Origin of the sequence: Streptomyces mauvecolor, assembly GCF_039532965.1 — a bacterium.
GTDB lineage: Bacteria > Actinomycetota > Actinomycetes > Streptomycetales > Streptomycetaceae > Streptomyces > Streptomyces violascens.
Window position 1 is genome coordinate 47457 of record NZ_BAAASQ010000045.1, and the last position, 21660, is coordinate 69116.

24 protein-coding genes are annotated in these 21660 nt (G+C 68.9%); 9 read left to right on the forward strand and 15 right to left on the reverse strand.

From position 1 onward, the window contains the following. The first annotated feature begins 135 nt into the window (after positions 1–135). Positions 136–1200 carry an alpha/beta hydrolase gene (locus tag ABD346_RS35440; protein ID WP_344380428.1) on the forward strand — a complete coding sequence of 355 codons (1065 nt, stop codon included), beginning with the start codon at positions 136–138 and terminating at the stop codon, positions 1198–1200. 16 nt (positions 1201–1216) lie between these two features. Here ABD346_RS35440 and ABD346_RS35445 read toward each other — a convergent pair whose 3' ends face one another. After that, positions 1217–2083 (reverse strand): menaquinone biosynthetic enzyme MqnA/MqnD family protein, encoded by an 867-nt coding sequence (locus ABD346_RS35445; RefSeq protein WP_344380429.1) that lies wholly within the window; start codon positions 2081–2083, stop codon positions 1217–1219. A 329-nt stretch (positions 2084–2412) separates the two neighbouring features. On the opposite strand from ABD346_RS35445, the gene ABD346_RS35450 reads away from it, so the two are divergent. Further along, positions 2413–2616: a cold-shock protein gene (locus ABD346_RS35450; protein ID WP_003967102.1), complete on the forward strand. Its 204-nt coding sequence runs from the start codon at positions 2413–2415 to the stop codon at positions 2614–2616. 419 nt (positions 2617–3035) lie between these two features. Here the strand turns inward: ABD346_RS35450 and ABD346_RS35455 are convergent, their stop codons facing one another. Next, on the reverse strand, positions 3036–4781 hold the full coding sequence (locus ABD346_RS35455; protein ID WP_344380430.1) for an AMP-dependent synthetase/ligase: 1746 nt from the start codon (positions 4779–4781) through the stop codon (positions 3036–3038). A gap of 94 nt (positions 4782–4875) precedes the next feature. On the opposite strand from ABD346_RS35455, the gene ABD346_RS35460 reads away from it, so the two are divergent. Beyond that, positions 4876–5883, forward strand: a complete 1008-nt coding sequence (locus ABD346_RS35460; RefSeq protein WP_344380431.1) for an AraC family transcriptional regulator — start codon at positions 4876–4878, stop codon at positions 5881–5883. 151 nt (positions 5884–6034) lie between these two features. Beyond that, positions 6035–7186: a lipase family protein gene (locus tag ABD346_RS35465; protein WP_344380432.1), complete on the forward strand. Its 1152-nt coding sequence runs from the start codon at positions 6035–6037 to the stop codon at positions 7184–7186. A gap of 63 nt (positions 7187–7249) precedes the next feature. Here ABD346_RS35465 and ABD346_RS35470 read toward each other — a convergent pair whose 3' ends face one another. Then, positions 7250–7891 carry a MerR family transcriptional regulator gene (locus ABD346_RS35470; RefSeq protein WP_344380433.1) on the reverse strand — a complete coding sequence of 214 codons (642 nt, stop codon included), beginning with the start codon at positions 7889–7891 and terminating at the stop codon, positions 7250–7252. A gap of 130 nt (positions 7892–8021) precedes the next feature. On the opposite strand from ABD346_RS35470, the gene ABD346_RS35475 reads away from it, so the two are divergent. Continuing rightward, a complete protein-coding gene (locus ABD346_RS35475; RefSeq protein WP_344380434.1) occupies positions 8022–8564 on the forward strand; it encodes a DUF4188 domain-containing protein in 543 nt (180 codons plus the stop codon). Between the two features lie 197 nt (positions 8565–8761). On the opposite strand, the gene ABD346_RS35480 is transcribed toward ABD346_RS35475, so the two are convergent. Both ABD346_RS35480 and ABD346_RS35485 read right to left on the reverse strand, forming a co-directional pair. Next, positions 8762–9802 carry an ALF repeat-containing protein gene (locus ABD346_RS35480; RefSeq protein WP_344380435.1) on the reverse strand — a complete coding sequence of 347 codons (1041 nt, stop codon included), beginning with the start codon at positions 9800–9802 and terminating at the stop codon, positions 8762–8764. Positions 9803–9872: 70 nt separating this feature from the next. Further along, positions 9873–10313: an ATP-binding protein gene (locus tag ABD346_RS35485; protein WP_344380436.1), complete on the reverse strand. Its 441-nt coding sequence runs from the start codon at positions 10311–10313 to the stop codon at positions 9873–9875. Positions 10314–10434: 121 nt separating this feature from the next. On the opposite strand from ABD346_RS35485, the gene ABD346_RS35490 reads away from it, so the two are divergent. Both ABD346_RS35490 and ABD346_RS35495 read left to right on the forward strand, forming a co-directional pair. Continuing rightward, positions 10435–11292, forward strand: coding sequence for a helix-turn-helix domain-containing protein (locus tag ABD346_RS35490; RefSeq protein WP_344380437.1), 858 nt, complete (start codon positions 10435–10437; stop codon positions 11290–11292). Then, positions 11289–11531: a DUF397 domain-containing protein gene (locus tag ABD346_RS35495; protein ID WP_344380438.1), complete on the forward strand. Its 243-nt coding sequence runs from the start codon at positions 11289–11291 to the stop codon at positions 11529–11531. The genes ABD346_RS35490 and ABD346_RS35495 overlap by 4 nt, the downstream gene beginning before the upstream one ends. 6 nt (positions 11532–11537) lie before the next feature. Here ABD346_RS35495 and ABD346_RS35500 read toward each other — a convergent pair whose 3' ends face one another. The 7 genes from ABD346_RS35500 to ABD346_RS35530 all read right to left on the reverse strand — a co-directional run bounded on the left by ABD346_RS35500 (position 11538) and on the right by ABD346_RS35530 (position 17771). After that, positions 11538–12389 carry an SCO4651 family lipoprotein gene (locus ABD346_RS35500; protein ID WP_344380439.1) on the reverse strand — a complete coding sequence of 284 codons (852 nt, stop codon included), beginning with the start codon at positions 12387–12389 and terminating at the stop codon, positions 11538–11540. Between the two features lie 153 nt (positions 12390–12542). Then, on the reverse strand, positions 12543–12968 hold the full coding sequence (locus ABD346_RS35505; RefSeq protein WP_344380440.1) for an RICIN domain-containing protein: 426 nt from the start codon (positions 12966–12968) through the stop codon (positions 12543–12545). A 388-nt stretch (positions 12969–13356) separates the two neighbouring features. Beyond that, positions 13357–14700 (reverse strand): dicarboxylate/amino acid:cation symporter, encoded by a 1344-nt coding sequence (locus tag ABD346_RS35510; protein WP_344380441.1) that lies wholly within the window; start codon positions 14698–14700, stop codon positions 13357–13359. 468 nt (positions 14701–15168) lie between these two features. Then, positions 15169–15465, reverse strand: a complete 297-nt coding sequence (locus ABD346_RS35515) for a DUF4229 domain-containing protein (protein ID WP_344380442.1) — start codon at positions 15463–15465, stop codon at positions 15169–15171. A gap of 80 nt (positions 15466–15545) precedes the next feature. After that, positions 15546–16088 (reverse strand): GNAT family N-acetyltransferase, encoded by a 543-nt coding sequence (locus ABD346_RS35520; protein WP_344380443.1) that lies wholly within the window; start codon positions 16086–16088, stop codon positions 15546–15548. A gap of 14 nt (positions 16089–16102) precedes the next feature. Further along, complete coding sequence (gene mqnE, locus ABD346_RS35525; protein WP_344380444.1) at positions 16103–17266, reverse strand: aminofutalosine synthase MqnE; 1164 nt, start codon at positions 17264–17266, stop codon at positions 16103–16105. 55 nt (positions 17267–17321) lie between these two features. Then, positions 17322–17771: an Lrp/AsnC family transcriptional regulator gene (locus ABD346_RS35530; protein ID WP_053728817.1), complete on the reverse strand. Its 450-nt coding sequence runs from the start codon at positions 17769–17771 to the stop codon at positions 17322–17324. A gap of 142 nt (positions 17772–17913) precedes the next feature. Between ABD346_RS35530 and ABD346_RS35535 the strand changes: the two genes are divergently transcribed. Beyond that, a complete protein-coding gene (locus tag ABD346_RS35535) occupies positions 17914–18039 on the forward strand; it encodes a hypothetical protein (RefSeq protein WP_264199000.1) in 126 nt (41 codons plus the stop codon). Here ABD346_RS35535 and ABD346_RS35540 read toward each other — a convergent pair. Genes ABD346_RS35540 through ABD346_RS35550 form a run of 3 tightly spaced genes read right to left on the reverse strand, consistent with a single transcriptional unit; the run spans position 18036 to position 21128 of the window. After that, a complete protein-coding gene (locus ABD346_RS35540; protein WP_344380445.1) occupies positions 18036–18722 on the reverse strand; it encodes a UbiX family flavin prenyltransferase in 687 nt (228 codons plus the stop codon). The genes ABD346_RS35535 and ABD346_RS35540 overlap by 4 nt on opposite strands. Positions 18723–18768: 46 nt before the next feature. Next, positions 18769–19671, reverse strand: coding sequence for a menaquinone biosynthesis prenyltransferase MqnP (mqnP, locus tag ABD346_RS35545; RefSeq protein ID WP_344380446.1), 903 nt, complete (start codon positions 19669–19671; stop codon positions 18769–18771). Continuing rightward, positions 19671–21128 (reverse strand): menaquinone biosynthesis decarboxylase, encoded by a 1458-nt coding sequence (locus ABD346_RS35550; protein WP_344380447.1) that lies wholly within the window; start codon positions 21126–21128, stop codon positions 19671–19673. The genes mqnP and ABD346_RS35550 overlap by 1 nt, the downstream gene beginning before the upstream one ends. 88 nt (positions 21129–21216) lie before the next feature. Between ABD346_RS35550 and ABD346_RS35555 the strand changes: the two genes are divergently transcribed. Further along, positions 21217–21564, forward strand: coding sequence for a PLD nuclease N-terminal domain-containing protein (locus ABD346_RS35555; RefSeq protein ID WP_344380448.1), 348 nt, complete (start codon positions 21217–21219; stop codon positions 21562–21564). Positions 21565–21660: the final 96 nt, after the last annotated feature.

Consider the following 21660-nt stretch of genomic DNA (forward strand, 5'->3'; position numbering starts at 1 on the left):
GGGATCACCCTCAACCGAGACTGATCCGATGCTTACCTGAGCGAACCGAAGGGCGGGTTCCGCCCTCTTGACTGGCGTAGTTCATGCTTAATCGCCCAAAATGCCACCGCCCCAGCCAGATTCACGGAGTCCCGAATGAACCGTCGCCGCCCTGGCGCTCTGATAGCAGCTGCCGTCATCGGCGCGGTCGTGCTGGTCTCCGGCTGCTCCGACGAGGGCAAGCCGGTCAGCTTCGACTCGGGGCCGAGCAGCCCGTCGGGGAACGCCTCGCCGCAGGGCGGGCAGAAGCAGGGCGGGCAGAAGAAGAACGACGACGCCTCCGAGAAGAACGGCGCGGCCGCGCAGACGCTCCTGCCGACCGGCCCGAAGGCCGAGTTCACCACGCAGAGCAGCCTCGGCGACGGCACCAAGATCGGCGTGACCACGCTCAAGGGCGCCAAGTCCGGGTTCACGGGCAAGGTGTGGGTGTGGGCGCCGAAGCAGTACTTCGAGGAGAAGTACAAGAACAGCGGCTTCCCGGTGCTCATCGCACTGCCCGGCGGAAACGGTTATCCCAAGAACTACTGGATGGGCACCGACCTCAAGCTGCAGAGCAGCATCAGCGAGTGGTCCAAGACCGGCAAGAGCCTGCCGTTCATCGTGGTCATGCCGGTCCTCAACCCGGACACCAAGCACTATTACGACGGCAGCGACATCCCGGGGCAGCCGAAGATGGGCACCTGGATGACCGAGGACGTGCCGGACCTGGTGCGGGCCAACTTCCGCACGTTCAAGTCCCGTGACGGCTGGGCCTTCATGGGCTCCTCGTCGGGCGGCTTCGTCGGCCTGAAGTCGGTGCTCAAGCGGCCCGACCTGTTCAAGGCCGCGATCGCCTCGGGCCCGGACATCGTGCCGGACTCCCCGCTGTGGGCCGGCCACGAGGCCGAGAAGCAGGCGAACAATCCGGAGAAGCTCGCCCAGGACCTGATCGACAAGAAGGGCCCCGAGGTCGCCCTCGCCTTCCAGGTGGGCACGAAGGAAGGCACCGTCGTGCCGAACGTGAAGAAGTTCATCGACACGTACGGCAAGGGCCCGGTGAAGACCCGCCTCCAGCTGATCGAGGGCGGCACCCACAACGCCCACACCTACGTGAAGGGCATGGGCGAGGGGACCATGGAGTGGATCAGCAAGCAGATGCTCGCCCCGGTCCCGTCCTCCTGAACCGGCCGAAGATCTTTTACGGAGCGAGCAGCTCCACCTTCACATCCGCGGGGAACCCGGTGGTCGGCCCCGTACGCCGGGCGAACTCCCGCACGCCTTCGAGCTGTTGGTCCCCGAAGCGGAAGTCCAGCGTCGTGAAGTAGCGCTCCAGGAGCTCGGCGTCGAACACCTCCCAGCGCGCGGCCTGCTCCGCCACCTTGCCGACCTCCTCCAGGGAGAGGTCCCGCGACGCGAGGAACGCCTCGTGCACCTGCTGTACGACGTGGGGCTCGCGGGCCAGGTAGTCCTTGCGGGCCGCCCACACGGCGAAGACGAACGGCAGCCCCGTCCACTCCTTCCACATCGTGCCCAGGTCGTGGACCTGGAGCCCGAGCCGCGGGGCGTCGTGCAGGGAGGCCCGCAGCGCGGCGTCCCCGATCAGCACGGCGGCGTCCGCCTCGCGCATCATCAGGCCGAGGTCGGGCGGGCACGTGTAGTAGTCGGGGGCGACCTGGTACCGCTCGGCGAGCAGCAGCTGCGCCAGGCGTACGGAGGTGCGCGAGGTGGACCCGAGCGCGACCCGGGCCCGGTCCAGGTCCTCCAGGGGCCGCTGCGAGACGATCACGCAGGACATGACCGGCCCGTCGCAGCCGACCGCGATGTCGGGGAAGGCGACCAGGTCGTCGGCGTTGCGCAGGAACTCCACGAGGGTGATCGGCGCGATGTCCAGGTCACCGTTCACCAGCTGCTCGCTGAGCTTCTCCGGGCTGTCCTTCGTCAGCTCCAGGTCGAGCAGCGTCCCCGTCCGTGCCAGGCCCCAGTACAGGGGCAGGCAGTTGAGGAACTGGATGTGACCGACGCGCGGCCGGCCGCCGTGGTGCTGGGGGCTGGTTGAATTGTCCACATGGCGAGGCTAGACCCGTCCCAATCCGTGGACTCCGCCGGGCCCTGCCGGGAGTGCCGCGGGGGCGCTGCGGGGGTGTCCCGGCTGGGCCGTACGGGGTGCCGCGCGGGAGGGCTTGATCACCTGCTCAGCCCCCGGTCAAACGTCCGGGTGGAGTGATCTTTCCCTCTACCGCAGCACCTGAGCTGCGTGCTACGCTCAGCGCAAGTTGCAGTTTGGTTTCCCTTGCAGTACAGAGCCTGCGGAGCATGTAACCCGCAGGCTTTTGTAGTTTTCAGACTTGTTTGCAGGTTCTGGAGCAGGGCAACCCTTTGGCCCAAGGAGGGCTTATGGCTACCGGAACCGTGAAGTGGTTCAACGCTGAAAAGGGCTTCGGCTTCATCGCCCAGGACGGCGGCGGCCCGGATGTCTTCGTCCACTACTCCGCGATCAACGCGTCTGGTTTCCGCTCCCTGGAGGAGAACCAGGTCGTGAACTTCGACGTCACCCAGGGTCCGAAGGGCCCGCAGGCGGAGAACGTCACCCCGGCCTAACTTGCCCGGGTTGGCGATCGCTGACTTAGCAGTACCCAAGGAGCCCCGTCCTCTCGGACCGGGGCTCCTGCCTTTTGCCCCCCGGGGGCGGTGCGCTTCCCTCTGCGGACTGTGCCGGGCCACTTGCGCAGTTCCCCCGCCCCCCGAAGGGTCCGGTGTCGGCTGCGGACCGTGATGGCTTGCTCGCGCAGTTCCCCGCGCCCCCGGCAGGGCTGGGATTGCGCAGAACCCACGGTTCAGGGACTTCGCCCCTGCAGGACACCCCCCACTTGTGCGCGCCGGCCCACACCCATGCCGCTAGGGGCGCGGAGAACTGCGCGAGCAACCACCCACGTCCCGGGGCCGAAAGCCGGGTTAGGGGCGCGGGGAACTGCGCGAGCGCCCCGGATCGGCCTGCACCCGAACGCGAACCGCCCCGCTCAGCGGTAAAGCCCCTCGATCTCGGCCGCGTACCGCTCCAGAATCGCCTTCCGGCGCACCTTCAAGGTGGGGGTCAGCTCACCCCGCTCCACCGAGAAGTCCCGCGGCAGAACCGCGAACCCCCGGATCCGCGCAGGCCGGGACACCTCCGCGTTGGCCGCCTCGACCGCAGCCCGGACGAGCTCGCGGACCTCGCCCGCATCCCGCCCCGCCGTCTCCTCCGCATCGACCGTGATCAGCGCGACCGGATACGGCCGCCGGTCCCCCACCATCACCGCGTGCGAGACGACCCGGGCCCGCTCGATGACCCGCTCCACGTGCGAGGGGGTCAGATTCTTCCCGGCGGACGTGATGATCAGGTCCTTCTTGCGGCCGGTGATCGTGAGGTAACCGTCCGCGTCCAGCGCCCCCAGATCCCCCGTGTGCAGCCACCCGTCCGCATCCAGCGCCTCCGAGGTGCCCTGGGCGTTCGCGTGGTACCCGGGGAAGATCATCGGCCCCCGGGCCAGCACTTCCTCGTCGTACGCGATCTTCACCTCGCACCCCGAGACCGGCCGTCCCACCGTCCCGTACCGCACCGCCCCGGGATGGTTGAGCGAGATCACGCCCGCGGACTCGGTCATCCCGTACCCCTCGAAGACCTGGATCCCGCAGGCCCGCAGGAAGTCCAGGATCGCCGGGTCGATCGGGGCGCCGCCGGTCAGCGCCCAGCGGAGCCGTCCGCCGAAGGCCGCTCTGACCAGGCTGAACAGCGAGGCGTCGGCGGCCTCGTACTCACTCTGCCGCTCGGGCGGAAGCTGCCCGTCCGCCGCGAGGACGCCGACCGCGACCGCCGCGTCGAACCGCTCACCGCCGCCCTCCGCCGCCTCGGCGAGCGAGCGCACCACCGAGTAGACCTTCTCGAAGAGGCGCGGTACGGAGGGGAGATGGGTCGGCTGCGCCTCGGCGAGCTCGCCGACCACGTCCTCGATCCGGCCGCCGAAGTAGCAGAGCTCGCCGCCGTACAGGAGGGTCGAGAACTGGATCAGCTGGGCGAGGAGGTGCGCGAGGGGCAGGTAGAGGTAGGTGCGGTCGCCGGGGCCGCCCTCGATGAGGTTCAGGGTCGCGTCCTGGACCGCGCCCATGTTGCCGTGCGTGAGCCGGCAGCCCTTGGGCGGGCCGGTGGTCCCGGAGGTGTAGACGAGCTCGGCGTCGTCGCCGGGGCGGACGGCCGCGGACCGGGCCCGCAGCTCGTCGAGCGGCACGGATTCGCCCCGGACCGCGAGATCCGCGAGCGGCACGGCGGACCCGTCGGGCGACTCCCCCGTCATCAGCAGGACGTGAGCGAGCTCGGGAAGGTCCCCTCGCAGCCCCTCCACCCGGGCCGCCTCCGCAGGGCCCTCGCAGATCACCGCCTTCGCCGCGGAGTCGGCGAGCACCCACGTGGCCTCCTCGTCGCCCGCCGTCGGGTACACCGGCACCACCACCGCGCCCGCCGCCAGGCAGGCGAAGTGCGCGTACGTCCACTCGGGGCGGGTCTCGGCGAGGATCGCGACCCGGTCGCCGGCCCCGATGCCGAGCGCGAGCAGGCCGCGCGCGGTGCGGCGTACGGTCTCGCGCAGCTCGGCGTACGTGACCGTCGCCCAGCCCCCGCCCGCCTCGCGGAACCTGAGGGCCGGCCGGTCCGGGTGGCGCGCGGCCGCCCATGCGGTGAACACGGCGAGCGTCTCGGGGCGCGGGCTCTCGTACGGGCTCTGGGGGGTCATGATCCGACGGTAGGTACGACTGCGGGCCATACGGGATGACGGGAAACGTCACCCCGGCTGACCTCAACGCTCAACCCGGCTACCGTCGTTGACCATGGCGAAGCCGACGATCACCGTGCACCACGTGCGGGCCGTGCTGCGCGGCGCCGAGCGGCACGGCATCGACACCGTGCCGCTGCTCCAGGCGTCCGGCATCCCCCCGCTGCTGCTCGGCGACGACCGGGCGCGGGTCACCCCGGCCCAGTTCGCGCAGCTCTTCCGGGCCCTGTACCGGGCGACCGGGGACGAGTTCCTCGGGCTCGGCGGCGCCCCCAGCCGCCCCGGCACCTTCGCGATGATGTGTTACGCCGTGCTCGGCTGCCGCGACCTCGGCGGCGCGATGCGACGCGGCACCGCGTTCTACGGCCTGTTCGCGCACGGCCCCGACCTCACCCTCGACACAGCCGGCCCCGAGGCGGTGTTCGCGGTGCGGGGCGACCTCGCGGGCCGGGACGAAGACCGGTTCCTGACCGAGTGCCTCGTGATCATCTGGCACCGCCTGTGCAGCTGGCTGGTGGGCCGCCGCATTCCGCTGACCCGCGCCGCGTTCGGCTATCCGCCGCCCCCGCACAAGGACGAGTACGAGTCGCTCTTCGGCTGCCCGGTCCGGTTCGGGGACACCCGCACGGAGGCGGTGTTCGACGCGCGCTGGCTGACCGCCCCGCTCGTACGCGACGAGGCCGCCCTCGGCCAGATGCTGCGCCGCTCCCCCTTCGAACTGCTCAGCCGCCGCGCGTACGGGACGACCGTGGGCGAACAGGTGGGCCGGGCCCTGTCCGCCGCCCTGCGCGCATCCCCCCGGCTGCCCACCCTCGACGAGACGGCTGCCCGCCTGGCCATGTCTCCGGCGACTTTGCGGCGCCGCCTGGCGCAGGAGGGCACGTCGTTCCAGCAGCTCAAGGACGCGGTACGGCGCGATGCCGCGATCGCGGGCCTGGCGGAGGGCCGCGAGCCGATCGCCGAGATCGCGGCCCGCCTCGGCTTCTCGGAGGACACGAGCTTCCACCGGGCGTTCCGCCGCTGGACGGGAGCGACACCGGGGTCGTACCGGCTGGGCCGCTGAGCCTTTGGTACGTGTCGGAGGGCTCAGCACTGAACCACCGAGGGCCATAGGGGTCAGTGAAGGTGAGCGGTACGGTCAGCTCCGTACCTACCGGTCAGTCACTACCTTCTCCTCAACTGCCCGCGCCCCATAGGACCGTTGGGAGAGCCGCATGCACGTCCGTACCAGAGTGGCCGGTGCCATCACCGCCGCACTCCTCCTGTCGGCAGCCACCCCCACCGCGTTCGCCGACGACACGGCGACCGCCTCGCCCGGGGACATCGTCACCCAGTCCCCCACCGAGTTCCATCCGCTGCCGGGACAGTGGACCAACACCAAGGCCTGGCACGTCACCTACCGCTCCACCAACGCCAAGGGCGGCCCGAACGTCGTCTCCGGGACGGTCATCGTGCCCAACGACGGCCGCACGGGCCCGCGCCCGGTCGTGACCTACGCCGTCGGCACGGTCGGGCTCGGCGACTCGTGCGCGCCGAGCGCCAACTTCCCGTACGGGACGGCCGTCGAGGCCACGCTGATCAACCAGGTCGTGCAGAAGGGCTGGGCGGTCGCGGTCACCGACTACGAGGGACTGGGCACACCCGGCGACCACACGTACACGGTCGGCCGGGCCGAGGGCACCGCCATGCTGGACGCCGCCCGCGCCGCCGAACGCCTCGGCATCCCCGGCGTCGACACCAACTCGCCCGTCGGGATCATGGGTTACTCGCAGGGCGGCCAGGCCAGCAGCTGGGCGGCCGAGCTGCACGACTCGTACGCCCCCGACCTGAAAGTGAAGGGCACCGCGACCGGCGGCGTCCCGGCCGACCTGATGAAGGTGGCCGCGTCCAACGACGGCGGCCTCGGCTCCGGCCTCATCTTCATGGCGGCGGCCGGCCAGAACGCGGCCTTCCCCGAGCTGAAGCTCGACTCGTACCTGAACCCGGCGGGCCAGGCCCTTGTCGACTACTTCAAGAACAACTGCGTGGCGATCGACACGACGGTGGGCTCGTTCAAGCATGTCACCGACCTGACCGTGAAGAACCCGCTCGAACAGCCGGACTGGCAGGCCAGGCTGGCCGAGTCGAAGCTCGGCACGCACCGCCCGGACGCGCCGGTGTACCTCTACCACGGCACGGTGGACGAGCTGATCCCGTACGCGGTGGGCCAACAGCTCCGCTCGGACTGGTGCGCCAAGGACGCGAACGTGGAGTGGCACGCACTGCCGCTGCTCGGCCACATCGGCGGGGTGACGGTGGGCGGAGTCCCGGCGGCGAACTGGCTGGCGGACAGGTTCGCGGCAAGGCCGACCAGCTCCAACTGCTAGTGACGCACGGCAAGTTGGGCCCGTCTTCGGCGCTTGCCGAAGACGGGCTCAGCACATGTGGCGCTACAGGCCATACCTACGGGCGGACTCCTCCTGCTGGGCCAGGCGGTGGAGGGCGCGCAGGATCGGGTCGACGAGGATGGTGGCCGCGACGGCGACCTCGACCTTCTCGGCCTCGGAGGGGTGAGTCTCGACGAAGTCGAGATCGCGGACGGCGGCCTGGTGCATGAGCCGGGCGTACGGGGCCATGAGCTCGGCGTCCCAGGAATAGCCGAGCCGACGCAGGGTGGCGACGGCGGTGATCAAAGCCCGGTGGTCGGGAGAGAGTTCACCGAGCTCGCGAGCGGTGGCCCACCCCAGCATGTCGAGCAGCCGGTCCACCTCGCCCCGGGCGGCAACCACGGCCTCGTCCCCCTCATCGGGGTCGGGCCCGTGAGGCAGGGCCCACAAGGCGGCACCGAGGCGGATGGTGCGGTCGAGGGAGTCGTCGTCGACGTACCCGATGACCTCCTTGGCCGTGGCCACCGGGAGCCGCCCGACCTCGATCAGGGCGCGCACGAGGCGGAGCCGGCGCAGATGGCTCTCGTCGTAGTCGGCCGTGGTGGCACCCACTTTGCGCCCCGGCGCGAGCATGCCCTGCCGCAGGTAGTACTTGATCATCGCGGTGGAGACCCCGCTCCGCTCGCTCAACTCGGCAAGCCGCATCTCTTGCGCCCTTCCTCGGATAACGCCATTATCCAAGATATCGACCCTGGGTAACTCCGTTATCCAACACGGGAGTTGACGCCCGGGGAAGCCGTCCGTCGAGGAGCACCGTCGAGGAGCTGGAGGCACCATGTCCGCGAAGAGGATCCCGAACCGCACGACCGCCGCCGTCGAGGGTGACGTGGTGGTCCTGCTGATCGGGATGCGCGTCAACCACTTCTGGGCGATGCACCAGTGGGTGCCGGTGGGCCTGGCCATGTTCCGCATGCTCGGCGAACTCGGCAAGGACAAGAGCCGCGGCCTCCTCGGACACGTCCTGCTCACCGCGTCGCCGCGCACGTACTACGTGGTCCAGTACTGGGAGTCCAAGGAGAAGCTGTACGCCTACGCGCACTCGCCGGAGATGTTCCACCACCGGGCGTGGGCGATCCTCAACCGCAAGGAGCGCAAGGGCAAGCTGCGCGGACACGTGGGGCTGTGGCACGAGACGTACATCGTGCCCGAGGGCTCGTACGAGTCGATCTACGCGGACATGCCACCGTTCGGCCTCGCGGCGGCAACGGGGGTCGTACCGCTGGAGGCGCGGGGGCGGAGCGCGGCGGAACGGCTCGGGCGCCGGGTGAAGGGGGGCTCTGCCCAGCCGCCCGCCCGTGCGGGAGCCGGGGAAAACTGACCCTGGGCCGGTTATTTGCAGGGGCGCGGGCCTCTGACACTCCGCTCCCCCGCCTTCCAGGCGGGAGCAACGGCGCCGGGTCACCTACAGGGGCGCGGAGAACTGCGCGACCAGCCACACACAACTCGCACCCGACACCGCCCTCCCCCAAGGGGCGCGGGGAACTGCGCAATCCCCCGGCGCCCCGCAGCCGGCGCCTACTCCGCAGCGCGACGGCGACGCGTGGCCACCAGGATCCCCGCACCGCCCGCAAGGGCAACGGCGGTACCCCCAGCAGCCCAAGGCAGCGCCGACCCCGCTCCGGTGGAGGCGAGGGAGGTGCCCCCGGCAGGGGTGCTCTGGGAGGCGGCGGTCACAGCCTTGCCTCCCTTGTCACCCGAGCCGGTGCCGACGGCAGCACCGGCGCCCTTGTCGGCCTCCTTGGAGGCGTCGGGCTTGGGCTCGCCCTCACCCTTCTTCCCGTCGTCCTTCTTGCCCTTGTCCTTGTCTTTGTCCTTGTCCTTCGCGGCAGCGGCGTCGGCCTCGTCCTTCTTGCGGGCCTCGTACTGCCCCTTGTCGAGGAATGCCTGAACGTCTTCGGGGGTGCCGTTGAGCGCCTTCCTCGCAGCTGCCTTCACGGCGGGGCCGCCCTTGCTGGCGATCTGAGTGGCCAGCACCCGGTTGTCGATGATGCGGGCTTCGTACTGCCCCTTGTCGATAAAGGCCTGCACATCCTCGGGCGTACCCTGGAGCGCCTTGATCCCGGCCGCCTTCACACCCGGACCACCGGCGTTGATGATCTGACTGACGAGGACGCGATTGTCGATGATGCGCGCCTTGAACTGGCCGACCTCAAGGAACTCCTTGATGGATTCACGGGTGCTCACGTTCAGCGCCGCCTTCCCGGCTTCCCGCACCGAACGCCCGCCCACGCTGATGATCTGAGCCACGCGCACCCGGTCGTCCTGGAAGCGGACCTCGTACTGATCCACCTCAAGGAACTTGCGCATGGCAGCCGGACCACCAGAGATGGCCTTGGCCCCCTCTTCCTTGATGCCCGTCCCCGCGCCCTTGGCCGCCATCAGCCGCAGGATCTCCGCCTTGTCGGCTTCCGCCTGCCCGTCGGCCGTCTTCGTCCCCGCGTCCGGCGCCGAGACGGCGGGCGCCTTGGCGTCGGCAGCGTACGCAGGAGAGGCGAGCAGAACAGCCGGCGCGATGGCCGCGGACGCGACGAGCGCCGATATGCGCGTGAACTTCATGTGATTCCCCCGGTTACCCAAGAAAGCCAGAAATAGTCACCCGCATGCTATGCCGCCCTTGACCGTCCCTTTACATGACCCCCACCCCTTCATCACGCGGATGGAGCTCCGCCCAGACGACCTTGCCGACACCGGGCCGCGCCTTCACGCCCCAGGCCACGGCGACGGCGGCCACGAGCAACAGCCCGCGCCCGCGTTCGGAATCCTCCGTGACCGGCCCAGATCCGACGGGCTCGCTCTCTCCGCGCGCGTCACTCACCTCGATCCGCAACAACTCCCCCAACGTGAGCCGCAACTCGAAGTCCCGCCCCGGCACATGACCGTGGGTCACGGCATTGGCAGCGAACTCGGCGACGACAAGAGCGGCGGCATCGGAACGCGGGCTCCCGTAAGGGATCCCCCACGCGTCCAACTGCTGCACAGCCAGCCACCGGGCGAGCCGCGCGCCGCGCCGCGTGCTGCTGACTCTCTGGACGAACTCGGTTGCCGTGACGGCGGATTGGGGATTCATGTCACCGAGCGTGACGAGGTGTGCGTAGCCTGAACAGGGGTACAACCACGACCCCGGCGGGCTGTACGCCCCCGGGCCGGGCGCTGTACGGGACGTCGGCCGTAACCGGGAGGTGCGGGGCATGAACCAGGAGGCTCGACCGGAGCGCCCGGTCGAATCGGACGGCACGGCCCACCTCTTCAAGGCGCTGGGCAAACAGATCAAGGTGCTCCGCGAACAGGCGGGACTGAGCCAACGAGAGCTCGGCGCGATGGTCAGCTACGGGGAGGACCTGATCTCGGCGATCGAGCGCGGCGTACGCACCCCGCAGCCGGAGTTTCTTGAGCGAGTAGACGAAATCCTGGGCGCCGACGGCGTGTTGAAGGCAGCCGTACCGGACGTACGAGAGGCCCTGGCCAGGTCCCGGACCCGACACCCGGACTGGTTCCGGGACTATGCGGAGGCCGAGGCGAAGGCTGTGGCGCTGTATGACTACAGCACGCAGGCGGTTCTCGGGCTGCTCCAAACCGAGGACTATGCGAGGGCAGTCTTCACTCACCGGCGCCCCCTGCTGGATGACGCGACTATCGAGAAGCGCGTTACGGACCGCTTGGCGCGGCAGCAGATCTTCGAGCGCTGGCCTGCGCCTACGTTCAGCTTCATTCTGGAGGAGAGCGTTCTGCAACGACCTATCGGCGGCCGAACCGTCCAAGCAGGACAGCTACGCCAGTTGCTGCGGATCGGAGATCTGAGGACTGTCCAGCTACAGGTGATGCCGACCGATCGCGAGGAACACCCGAGCCTGAGCGGCGCGTTCACCCTGCTCAATCCCAAGGGTCGCCAGCAGGTGGCCTACATGGAGATCCACGGGCATCCGCGCCTGATCACTGAGCCTGAAGAAGTCCGCGTCTTCAGCGAGCGTTATGGGATCATGCAGGCGCAGGCTCTAACGCCCCGGAGATCAATGTCTCTGATCGAGGAGATGCTGAAAGCACTATGAAAACCAAGGAACTTGCCTGGTTCAAGAGCAGCTACAGCGATGGCGAGGGCGGCCAGTGCATCGAGGTCGCCTGCCACTGGCGCAAATCGAGCCACAGTAGCGGAGGTGGCGGCGAGTGCATAGAAATCGCCGCCCACCCCACCACGATCCACATCAGGGACTCGAAGAACCCCCAGGGCCCCCAACTGGCGGTGGCGCCCGCCAGCTGGGCGGCGTTCACCGCCTACGCCAAGCAGTAGGGACGCTCAGCCCTTCGAAAGGGCAGCCATGTACTCGTCCCAGGTGAGGACTGCCGACGCGGGCGGGGCCTCGACCTTGGGGTCGACGCCGTAGTCCGAGTACTCCTCGGTCACGACCTCGTCGCCCTGCTTGCCCTTGCCCGATTCCTGGGACTTCAGGACGAGGTCGTCCTTGCCGACCCACACGTCGAGGACGACCTGTGTCTTGCCGGCCTGCTTGGCGTCGGCGACGTACCCGTCCCGGCTGACGTCGTCCATGGCGGGCCCGTCGTACTTGGCCAGGTCGGCCATGACGACGGTCGCCTGGTAGTGGTCGGCGGGGTGGCCGCCGACGGCCTCGTCGCCGACCCACTTCGTGGCGCTCGTGGCGCCGAGGGCGCCGAGGTAGTCGGGGAGCAGGCCCTCGACCCGGTTCGGATCCGTACCCGCCTTGGTCTCGATCTTGAACCAGCTCTTGCCGGTCGCGGGCACCTGGTCGGTCTTGGTGTAGACGAACCCGCCGGTGACGATGCTGTACGTCTCCTTGCCCGGCGTACCGGGCTTGTTGTCGGTGGCCCTGACGGCGGTGAGCGGCGCGGGCTTCTTGCGCCAGGCCTGCTCGGAGCGCTTGTCGTCCTGAGGATTCTTCGTCGTCCGGACGGTCTTGAACGCCGTCACCTGGGACGTCTTCTTGGCGGCGGCCGAGATCACGGCTTTCGCGTCGCGGCGGTCCGCGCTCTTAGGCGCGCTGCTCGCGGCACTCTTGGCGTCCTTCTTGCCGTCGGCACCCTTGCCGCCGTCCCCGCCCCCGCAGGCCGAAAGGCTCACGGCAAGCACCGCCCCGAGAACCGGTACGGCGTACTTTCCTGCAGTCCCCACCACTTTTTACCTTTGCTCGCTTTTGTATAACCGTGGTGAGGTTACCCGGCGAATTCCGGCCCGGCGAATGGGATTTCCGGAGGTCCGTGCCTGGGCACAACAGCGCGGCCGCACCCCCTTCGGGTAAAGGTGCGGCCGCGCTGTCGGCCCGACTCAGGCCTGCTCGAAGATCCACTTCTGGAAGCGGAGGCCCTCGAAGGGCTGCAGGGTGAGCTGCGTGCCCTTCTGGCCGTCGGGGAGTGTCACGACGCCGTCCATGTACGGGAAGGCGATGCGGTACAGGTGCTCACCGACGGGTTCGATCGACCAGCGCTCCGGGAACGGCTGCACCGCGATGCGCGGCGGGAAGATGCGCAGGGCGCTCAGCGCGAAGAACGCCTCACCGGTGCTGAGCGAGCTCCTGATGTGGAACTCGTTGATGCCGTTGATGCAGGTCAGCCGCCACTTCTGGTTCGGCTCCTTGCTGAGCGGCCAGCCGATGACGGGCGTGTTGGGGTGCGGGCTCCCGCCCGAGACGTCCGCGTACAGGTCTTCGGCCGCGTTCTTGATCAGGTACTCGCCATCGGGCAGGATCGGCATGAAAGCCTCCAGGTCAGGACGGTGTACGGGTCTGATCGAGCTCCCTCACCCTAGGCGTGGAGCGGTCGGAGCGTAACGGATGCGTCCGGCCGATCCGGCACAATTCAACTTGGCCTGGCCATAAGGGATTTGGGTACGTATTTGCGTTCGGCGGCCGCATCGGTACGGCAGGAATCCGGCCCTTCCGCGCTTCCGGATACGGCGTCGCGCGCGGCTTGAGCGGCACACTCATGTCCGTCAAGTGGGCTCCGCGCCAGGGTGCGAGAGGGCGGTCGGGACCGGCCGCCCGGGCGCTTGGCCATCCGCCCTGAAAGGGTCTGAGACACCAGACGCCCGCACCCCGACAAGCGGGGCGCGGGCGTCTCGGAAGCGAGGTCGAGCGAGGTGCTCAGGCCGCGGCCGCGACGGCCTCCTTCGGCTCCGCCTCGCGAACGCCGTAGTCGTCCTCGCCCGGCGAGACGTGCACCGAGTTGAAGGCGTCGTGGTCCAGGATGTTCTCCCGGGCCGACACGATCACCGGCACCAGCGCCTGGCCCGCCACATTCGTAGCCGTACGCATCATGTCCAACACCGGGTCGATGGCCATCAGGAGGCCGACGCCCTCCAGGGGCAGGCCCAGCGTGGAGAGGGTCAGGGTCAGCATGACCGTGGCGCCGGTGAGGCCCGCCGTCGCCGCCGAGCCGATGACCGACACGAAGGCGATCAGGACGTAGTCGCCGACGCCCAGGTGCACGTCGAAGATCTGGGCTATGAAGATCGCCGCCAGCGCCGGGTAGATCGCGGCGCAGCCGTCCATCTTGGTGGTCGAGCCGAACGGCACCGCGAAGGACGCGTACTCCTTGGGCACGCCGAGCCGTTCGGTGACCTTCTGCGTGAGCGGCATCGTGCCGACCGACGAGCGGGAGACGAAGGCCAGCTGGATCGCGGGCCAGGCACCCTTGAAGAACTGGATCGGGTTGACCTTGGCGACGGTGGCGAGCAGCAGCGGGTACACCCCGAACATCACCAGGGCGCAGCCGATGTAGACGTCGGCGGTGAAGGTGGCGTACTTGCCGATGAGGTCCCAGCCGTAGTCGGCGATGGCGAAGCCGATGAGGCCGAGCGTGCCGAGCGGGGCGAGCCGGATGACCCACCACAGGGCCTTCTGGAGGAGTTCGAGGACGGCCTCGCTGAGCGTGAGGATCGGCTTGGCCTTCTCGCCGAGCTGGAGCAGCGCGATGCCGGCGACGGCGGCCATGAAGACGATCTGCAGGACGTTCAGTTCGGTGAAGGGGGTGACCACGTCCGTCGGGATGATGCCCGTCAGGAAGTCCAGCCACGAGCCCGTGTGCTTCGGGAGCTTGCCGTCCTTCGGGGTCAGGCCCGTGCCCGAACCCGGGTTGGTGAGCAGGCCTATGACCAGGCCTATCGCCACCGCGATCAACGACGTGATCATGAACCAGAGCAGGGTGCGCGTGGCGAGCCTGGCGGCGTTGTTGACCTTGCGCAGGTTGGTGATCGACACCAGGATCGCGAAGAAGACGAGCGGCGCGACGGCCAGCTTCAGGAGCTGGACGAAGATGCTGCCTATCTGCTCAAGGGTGTCCTTGAGCCAGCCGACGTCCTGGCTGCGGGCCAGCCAGCCGAGCAGGCCACCGAGCACCAGACCCGCGATGATCTGGGCCCAGAAGGGGAACTTGGACGATATGGAGAAGCCTCGCTTGGGCTTCTCCTGGGCGGTCGCGGAGGACACGGAAACACTCCCTGGTGAGCGAAGACGGGGACGTTCGGACGTTCCGCGCGTGCGGACACGCGGACGTTCGGTTCGGATGAGCGCGGCGCCCGTTCACAAGGGACTGGTCGGCGTGGACCGGTCACGTAACGCTGGGGACACCGCCGCATGATGCCGGGGTCAGACGTCGCGGCAACAGACCGCGGACATGCAGCGGCAGAGGTCGACATGCAGACGCGCCACGAGCGGAACGGCTCCGCCGGTGGGGTGCTGGTGCACAGCTGCTGTCGTCATGTCGAACACGTTAACACTTGAACTTTGAGAACCTCAAAGCAGTTCTTTTACCCCGGGATGACCGCAAGCCACTCCGCAACGGACCGCGAGGGCTGGAAAACAGCGACGGCCCGGGTCCGGAGCGGTGTGCTCCGGACCCGGGCCCGCCGGGGTTGTGAGGTGGCTGACGCGAGGCGTCCCGCCTACCGGTCGCGCCTACTGGACGACGCCGTCCTCCTGCGACCGGTTCGCCTCCAGCTTCGCCTTGGCGTTCTCCACCTTGTTGACGAGCTGGGCGGACATCGCGTCGCGCTGCTTGCGCAGGAGTACGAAACTGAGCGGCGCGGAGATGACGAGGGCGAGCAGGATCACCCAGATGAAGTTGGAGTGGCCGAGCCCCTTCGGCAGCACGCCGAACTGGACCAGCAGGCCGACGAAGACCAGGCTGCCGATGAAGATCCCCACGCGCAGCATGGTGTACCAGATGGTGGCGCTCGGCTTTGCGGCGTTCACGACTGACCTTCTCTCTACGGTGGCCCCTGCCCGACTAGTGAAGCACGCCCACAAATGGATCAGTTCAGCGGGCACGGGCCTCAGGTCAGGGGCAGCAGCATGATGATGTCGTCCCGGTCGTCCCCGTCGGCGACCCGGATCGCGCCGGGCACCCGCCCGACCTCCTTGTAACCGCAGGAGCCGTAGAAGCGGTCGACGCCGGTGCCGCCCCGGCAGGTGAGCCGGATCGCCTCGATGCCGCCGGAGCCGCCGGGCCCGCCGAGCCCCCGTACCGCGTCGGCGGTCGCCGCCATCAGGTCGCGGCCGTACCCCTTGCCCTGGTGCGCGGGATGCACCATGACCGTGTACAGCCACACCCAGTGCGTCATGAGCCGGTGCGTGTTGTACGCGATGAACGCGGTGGCGGCGACCCGACCGGCCTCGTCGAACCCGACGAGCAGCCGCATCCGGCCCTCGGCCATCGCCACGAAGTGCTTGACCAGTTCGGGCCGTACGTCCTCGACGGAGACCGGCGGGACGAACCCGACGGCCCCGTCCGCGTTGGACACGTCGGTCCACAGGCCGAGCAGCCCGTCGCGCAGGGCGGGCGTGACGGGCGGGTCGAGCCGGAACGTGAGTGCCATGGAGGAGAACCGGTTCAGAAGCGCATGGCCTGCGGCGTCTCGCGCAGCTCCGTGTCCGGGCCCGGGTACTCGCGGATGATCTCGTACCGCGTGTTGCGCTCGACGGGGCGGAAGCCGGCCTCGCGGATGAGGTCGAGCAGGTCGTCCCGGGTCAGCTTGTTCGGCGTGCCGTAGTTGTCGGCGTCGTGCGTGATCTTGTACTCGACGACCGAGCCGTCCATGTCGTCCGCGCCGTGCTGGAGCGCGAGCTGGGTGGTCTGCAGGCCGTGCATGACCCAGAAGCACTTCACATGCGGCACGTTGTCGAACAGGAGGCGGGAGACGGCGAAGGTCTTGAGCGACTCGGCGCCCGTCGCCATCGTCGTACGCGCCTGGAGCTTGTTGCGGACCTTGCCGTCCTGCATGTCCACGAAGTCGTGCTGGTAGCGCAGCGGGATGAAGACCTGGAAGCCGCCGGTCTCGTCCTGGAGCTCGCGCAGGCGCAGCACGTGGTCGACGCGGTGCCGCGGCTCCTCGATGTGCCCGTACAGCATGGTCGAGGGGGTCTTGAGGCCCTTCTCGTGGGCGAGGCGGTGGATGCGCGACCAGTCTTCCCAGTGCGTGCGGTGGTCCACGATGTGCTGGCGGACCTCCCAGTCGAAGATCTCCGCGCCGCCGCCGGTCAGCGATTCGAGGCCCGCGTCGATGAGCTCGTCGAGGATCTCGGAGGCGGTGAGCCCGGAGATCGTCTCGAAGTGGTGGATCTCGGTCGCCGTGAACGCCTTGAGGCCGACGTTCGGCAGCGCCTCCTTGAGGGCCTTGAGCGAGCGCGGGTAGTAGCGCCAAGGGAGCGTGGGGTGGAGCCCGTTGACGATGTGCAGCTCGGTGAGGTTGTCGTTCTCCATCGCCTTGGCGAGGCGGACGGCCTCCTCGATGCGCATCGTGTACGCGTCCTTCTCGCCCGGCTTGCGCTGGAACGAGCAGTACGCGCACGACGCCGTGCACACGTTGGTCATGTTGAGGTGACGGTTCACGTTGAAGTGGACGACGTCGCCGTTCTTACGCGTGCGCACCTCGTGGGCGAGCCCGCCGAGCCAGGCCAGATCGTCCGACGCGTAGAGCGCGATGCCGTCCTCGCGGCTGAGCCGCTCACCGGCCCGGACCTTCTGCTCCAGCTCGCGCTTGAGTCCCGCGTCCATCAAGGCCGCCTCCCATACGTGTGTCTTTCAGGCTCCACCAAAGGTACGCCCCGCCCTACTCGGGAAGTTCCCCGACCCGGTTCTCCCACTTCGTGGAGAGCACGATCGTGGTGCGGGTGCGCGAGACGCCCTTGGTCGAGCCGAGGCGGCGGATCGTCTTCTCCAGGCCGTCCACGTCGCCGGCCCGGATCTTGAGCATGTACGAGTCGTCGCCCGCGATGAACCAGCAGTCCTCGATCTCGGCGAGGTCGCGCAGGCGCCGGGCCACGTCCTCGTGGTCGGCGGCGTCGGAGAGCGAGATGCCGATCAGCGCGGTGACACCGAGGCCGAGCGAGGCCGCGTCGACCGTGGCGCGGTATCCGGTGATGACACCGGCGGCCTCCAGCCGGTTGATGCGGTCGGTGACGCTGGGGCCGGAGAGCCCGACGAGCCGGCCCAGTTCCGCGTACGAGGCCCTGCCGTTCTCGCGCAGTGCCTGGATGAGCTGCCTATCGACGGCGTCCATATGCCTGAAGCCTTCCATTGTTCAGCGATACCGCGAGTTTAAGTGTAGAATCTAAGGCATGCAGGGCCAACACCCTGCGAATCATTCAGCTGCTTGCATAATTTTCCAGCAGATCAAAGACGATCTTTCAGGAGTTGTCACCGTGTACACGATCGAGATGGCCTACGCCCGGATGCGCGAGCTTCAGGACCTGGCCAACCGGTCCCGTGCCCACCAGCCCTCCGCGACGAAGCCCCGCGCCGCCAAGCGCACCGCCAAGAAGCGCTAGTTACCGCGAGAGCCTCCACCTAGCTCTCCCTCCCAACGGCGGTACAGGCCGTGCGGCACCCCTGCCGCATCCAGTACGCGCCCCGCGACGAAGTCCACCAGATCCTGGATGTGCGTCGCCCCCGCGTAGAACGCCGGAGAGGCGGGCAGCACCACTGCGCCCGCCTCGTCCAGCGTCACCAGGTGCCGCAGCGTCTGTCCGTTCAGCGGCGTCTCGCGCACCGCGACCACCAGCTTCCGCCGCTCCTTGAGCGTCACGCTCGCGGCCCGCTGCAACAGGTCCTTCGACAGCCCGAGCGCGACCCCGGCCACACAGGCCGTCGACGCCGGCACGATCAGCATCCCCTTCACGGAGTACGAGCCCGACGAGGGCCCGGCCGCCAGATCCCCGGCCGCCCAGTGCCGTACGTCCGACAAGTCGAGCGCCCCGAAGGTGTCCGGCTTTCCGTCCGCGCCCCGCGCCAGCCACGCCCGCAGGTCGTCCTGCCAGTGCGCGTCGCGGAACGCGATGCCGGTCTCGTCGAGCAGCGTCAGGCGCGAGGCGCGCGACACCACCAGGTCGACGCTCTCCCCGGCCGCGAGCAGCGCACGCAGCACCGCCGCCGCGTACGGCGTCCCCGAGGCACCCGACACGCCGACGACCCAGGGCGTGCGCTGCTGACTGTGTACGTTCACGTGCTCCACGTGTCCGAGCCTATCCGGCGGCCCGCCCGCAGGTCTGGGCCAGGTGTCAGACCGTCAGACCTCGCACCAGCAGGTCGAGCAGCGCGCAGAGGAACAGGGCGATCCCGATGAAGCCGTTGACCTGGAAGAACGCCCGGTTGAGGCGCGACAGGTCGTGCGGCTTGACCAGGGTGTGCTCGTAGAGGAACGCCGCGAGCACGATGAGCAGGCCCAGCCAGAAGAAGAACCCGGCGCCGGTGGCGAGGGCGTACCAGACGAGCAGCGCCATCGTCAGGGAGTGGCAGCCGCGCGCACCGTGGATCGCGGCCGGGATGCCGAAGCGGGCCGGGACCGACTTCACGCCGTGGCCGCGGTCGGCCTCGACGTCCTGGCAGGCGTAGATCAGGTCGAAGCCGCCGATCCAGATGCCGATGGAGAGACCGAGGATCACCGCGTCCCACGACCACGAGCCGGTGATCGCGATCCAGGCGCCGACCGGGCCCATCGCCTGCGCGAGCCCGAGAATGGCCTGCGGGAAGTTGGTGAACCGCTTCCCGTACGGATAGACCACCATCGGGATCACCGCCACGGGGGCGAGCGCCAGGCACAGCGGGTTGAGCGCGGCGGCCGCGCCGAGGAACACGACGAGGGCGATGAGCGCGCCCGTCCACGCGGAGCGCACCGACACGGCCCCGGTGACGAGCTCGCGGCCCGCGGTGCGCGGGTTACGGGCGTCGATCTCGCGGTCGATGATCCGGTTGCAGGCCATCGCGAAGGTGCGCAGGCCCACCATGGCGACGGTGACCAGGAGCAGCCGCCCCCAGTGGATGTTCTTGTCGAGCTGGAACATCGCGGTCAGCGCGGCGGTGTAGGCGAAGGGCAGCGCGAAGACCGAGTGCTCGATCATGACGAGGCGCAGGAAGGCTTTGGTGCGGCCCGGCTGCGGGACTGCTGCGGCTGAAGCGCTCACTAGAGCCCGTACTCCTTCCAGCGGCGGTCGACCTTCGCCGCCGTATCCGCGTCCGACTCGACCATCGCCGGCCAGCCGCCGTCGCGCGTGTAGCCCTCCTCGGGCCACTTCGCGGTCGCGTCGATGCCCGCCTTGCCGCCCCAGAACTGCTGGTAGGAGGCGTGGTCGAGGTGGTCGACCGGGCCTTCGACGACGGTGAGGTCGCGGGCGTAGTCGGTGTTGCCGAAGGCCCGCCAGGACACTTCGTGCAGGTTGTGGACGTCGCAGTCGGCGTCCACGATCACGATCAGTTTGGTGAGCGACATCATGTGCGCGCCCCAGATCGCGTGCATCACCTTCTGTGCGTGCTTGGGGTACTTCTTGTCGATCGAGACGATCGCGCAGTTGTGGAAGCCGCCCGACTCCGGCAGGTGGTAGTCCACGATGTCCGGCACGATGATCTTGAGGAGCGGCAGGAAGAACCGCTCGGTGGCGCGGCCGAGGGGGCCGTCCTCCGTCGGGGGCCGGCCGACCACGATGGACTGGAGCAGCGGGCGCCTGCGCATCGTCACGCAGTCGATCGTCAGCGCGGGGAACGGTTCCTGCGGGGTGTAGAACCCGGTGTGGTCGCCGAACGGGCCCTCCGGCAGCATCTCGCCCGGCTCCAGCCAGCCCTCGATGACGACCTCTGCGTTGGCCGGGACCTGGAGCGGCACCGTCTTGCAGTCGACCATCTCGATCCGCTTGCCCTGGATGAACCCGGCGAAGAGGTACTCGTCGATGTCGCCCGGCAGCGGCGCGGTCGAGGCGTACGTGACGGCCGGCGGGCAGCCGAAGGCGATCGCGACCGGCAGCCGCTCCCCCTTCTTGGCGGCGACCGCGTAATGGTTGCGGCTGTCCTTGTGGATCTGCCAGTGCATGCCGATGGTGCGCTTGTCGTGGCGCTGGAGGCGGTAGAGGCCGAGGTTGCGGACGCCGGTCTCGGGGTGCTTGGTGTGGGTGAGGCCCAGGTTGAAGAAGGAGCCGCCGTCCTCGGGCCAGGTGAACAGCGCGGGCAGCTGGTCGAGGTCGACGTCGTCGCCCTTCAGGACGACTTCCTGGACGGGCGCGGCCTCCTGCTTCACCTTCTTCGGCGGCACGTGCACCATCGAGCCGAGCTTGCCGAACGCCTCGCGGATGCCGACGAAGCCCTGCGGCAGCTCCGGCTTGAGCAGCCCGCCGATCTTGTCGCTGATCTCCTCGTACGACGTGAGGCCGAGCGCCTTGAGCAGGCGGCGGTCGGTGCCGTACACGTTCATGGCCAGGGGCATCGAGGCGCCCTTGACGTTCTCGAAGAGGAGGGCGGGGCCGCCGGCCTTGTTGACCCGGTCGACGATCTCGCCGACTTCGAGATACGGGTCGACCTCGGCCTTGATGCGCTTGAGGTCGCCCTCGCGCTCCAGCGCCCTGAGCAGCGATCGGAGATCGTCGTAAGCCATGGGGTCAAGTATCGGGCACCCGATACCCTGGCCGGGTCACCGGGGCCGAGGCACGGCCCGCAACCGTTCCCGGGGGGACCCTCCAACCATGCTCAGGTATCTGCCATTCCTGCTGGTCCTGGCGCTGTGGATCTACGCGTTCATCGACTGCCTGAACACCCCGGAGGAAGAGGTCAAGGGCCTCCCCAAGGTGGTGTGGATCATCATCATCCTGCTCTTCGGCGAGGTTCTGATCGGGCCGGTCGCGTGGCTGGCGGCGGGAAAGGTGCGCGGCGGGAACCCTGGGGGGCGCTGGACCGCCCCCGACGACAACCCGGCCTTCCTTGCCTCCCTCGGGGAGGAGAACAAGAAGGACGAGGCGCTGCTGAAGGACTGGGAGGCGGACCTTCGGCGCCGGGAGGAAGAGCTGAAGCGGCGCGAACGGGGCGAGGAGTAGGGCCGGGTACGAGTGCGCTGGGGCTCCGCCCCAGACCCCGCTTTGGCCCCTCCCCGCCCCTTCCCTCAACCCTCCGGGGGATTCGTTCGGCTGCGG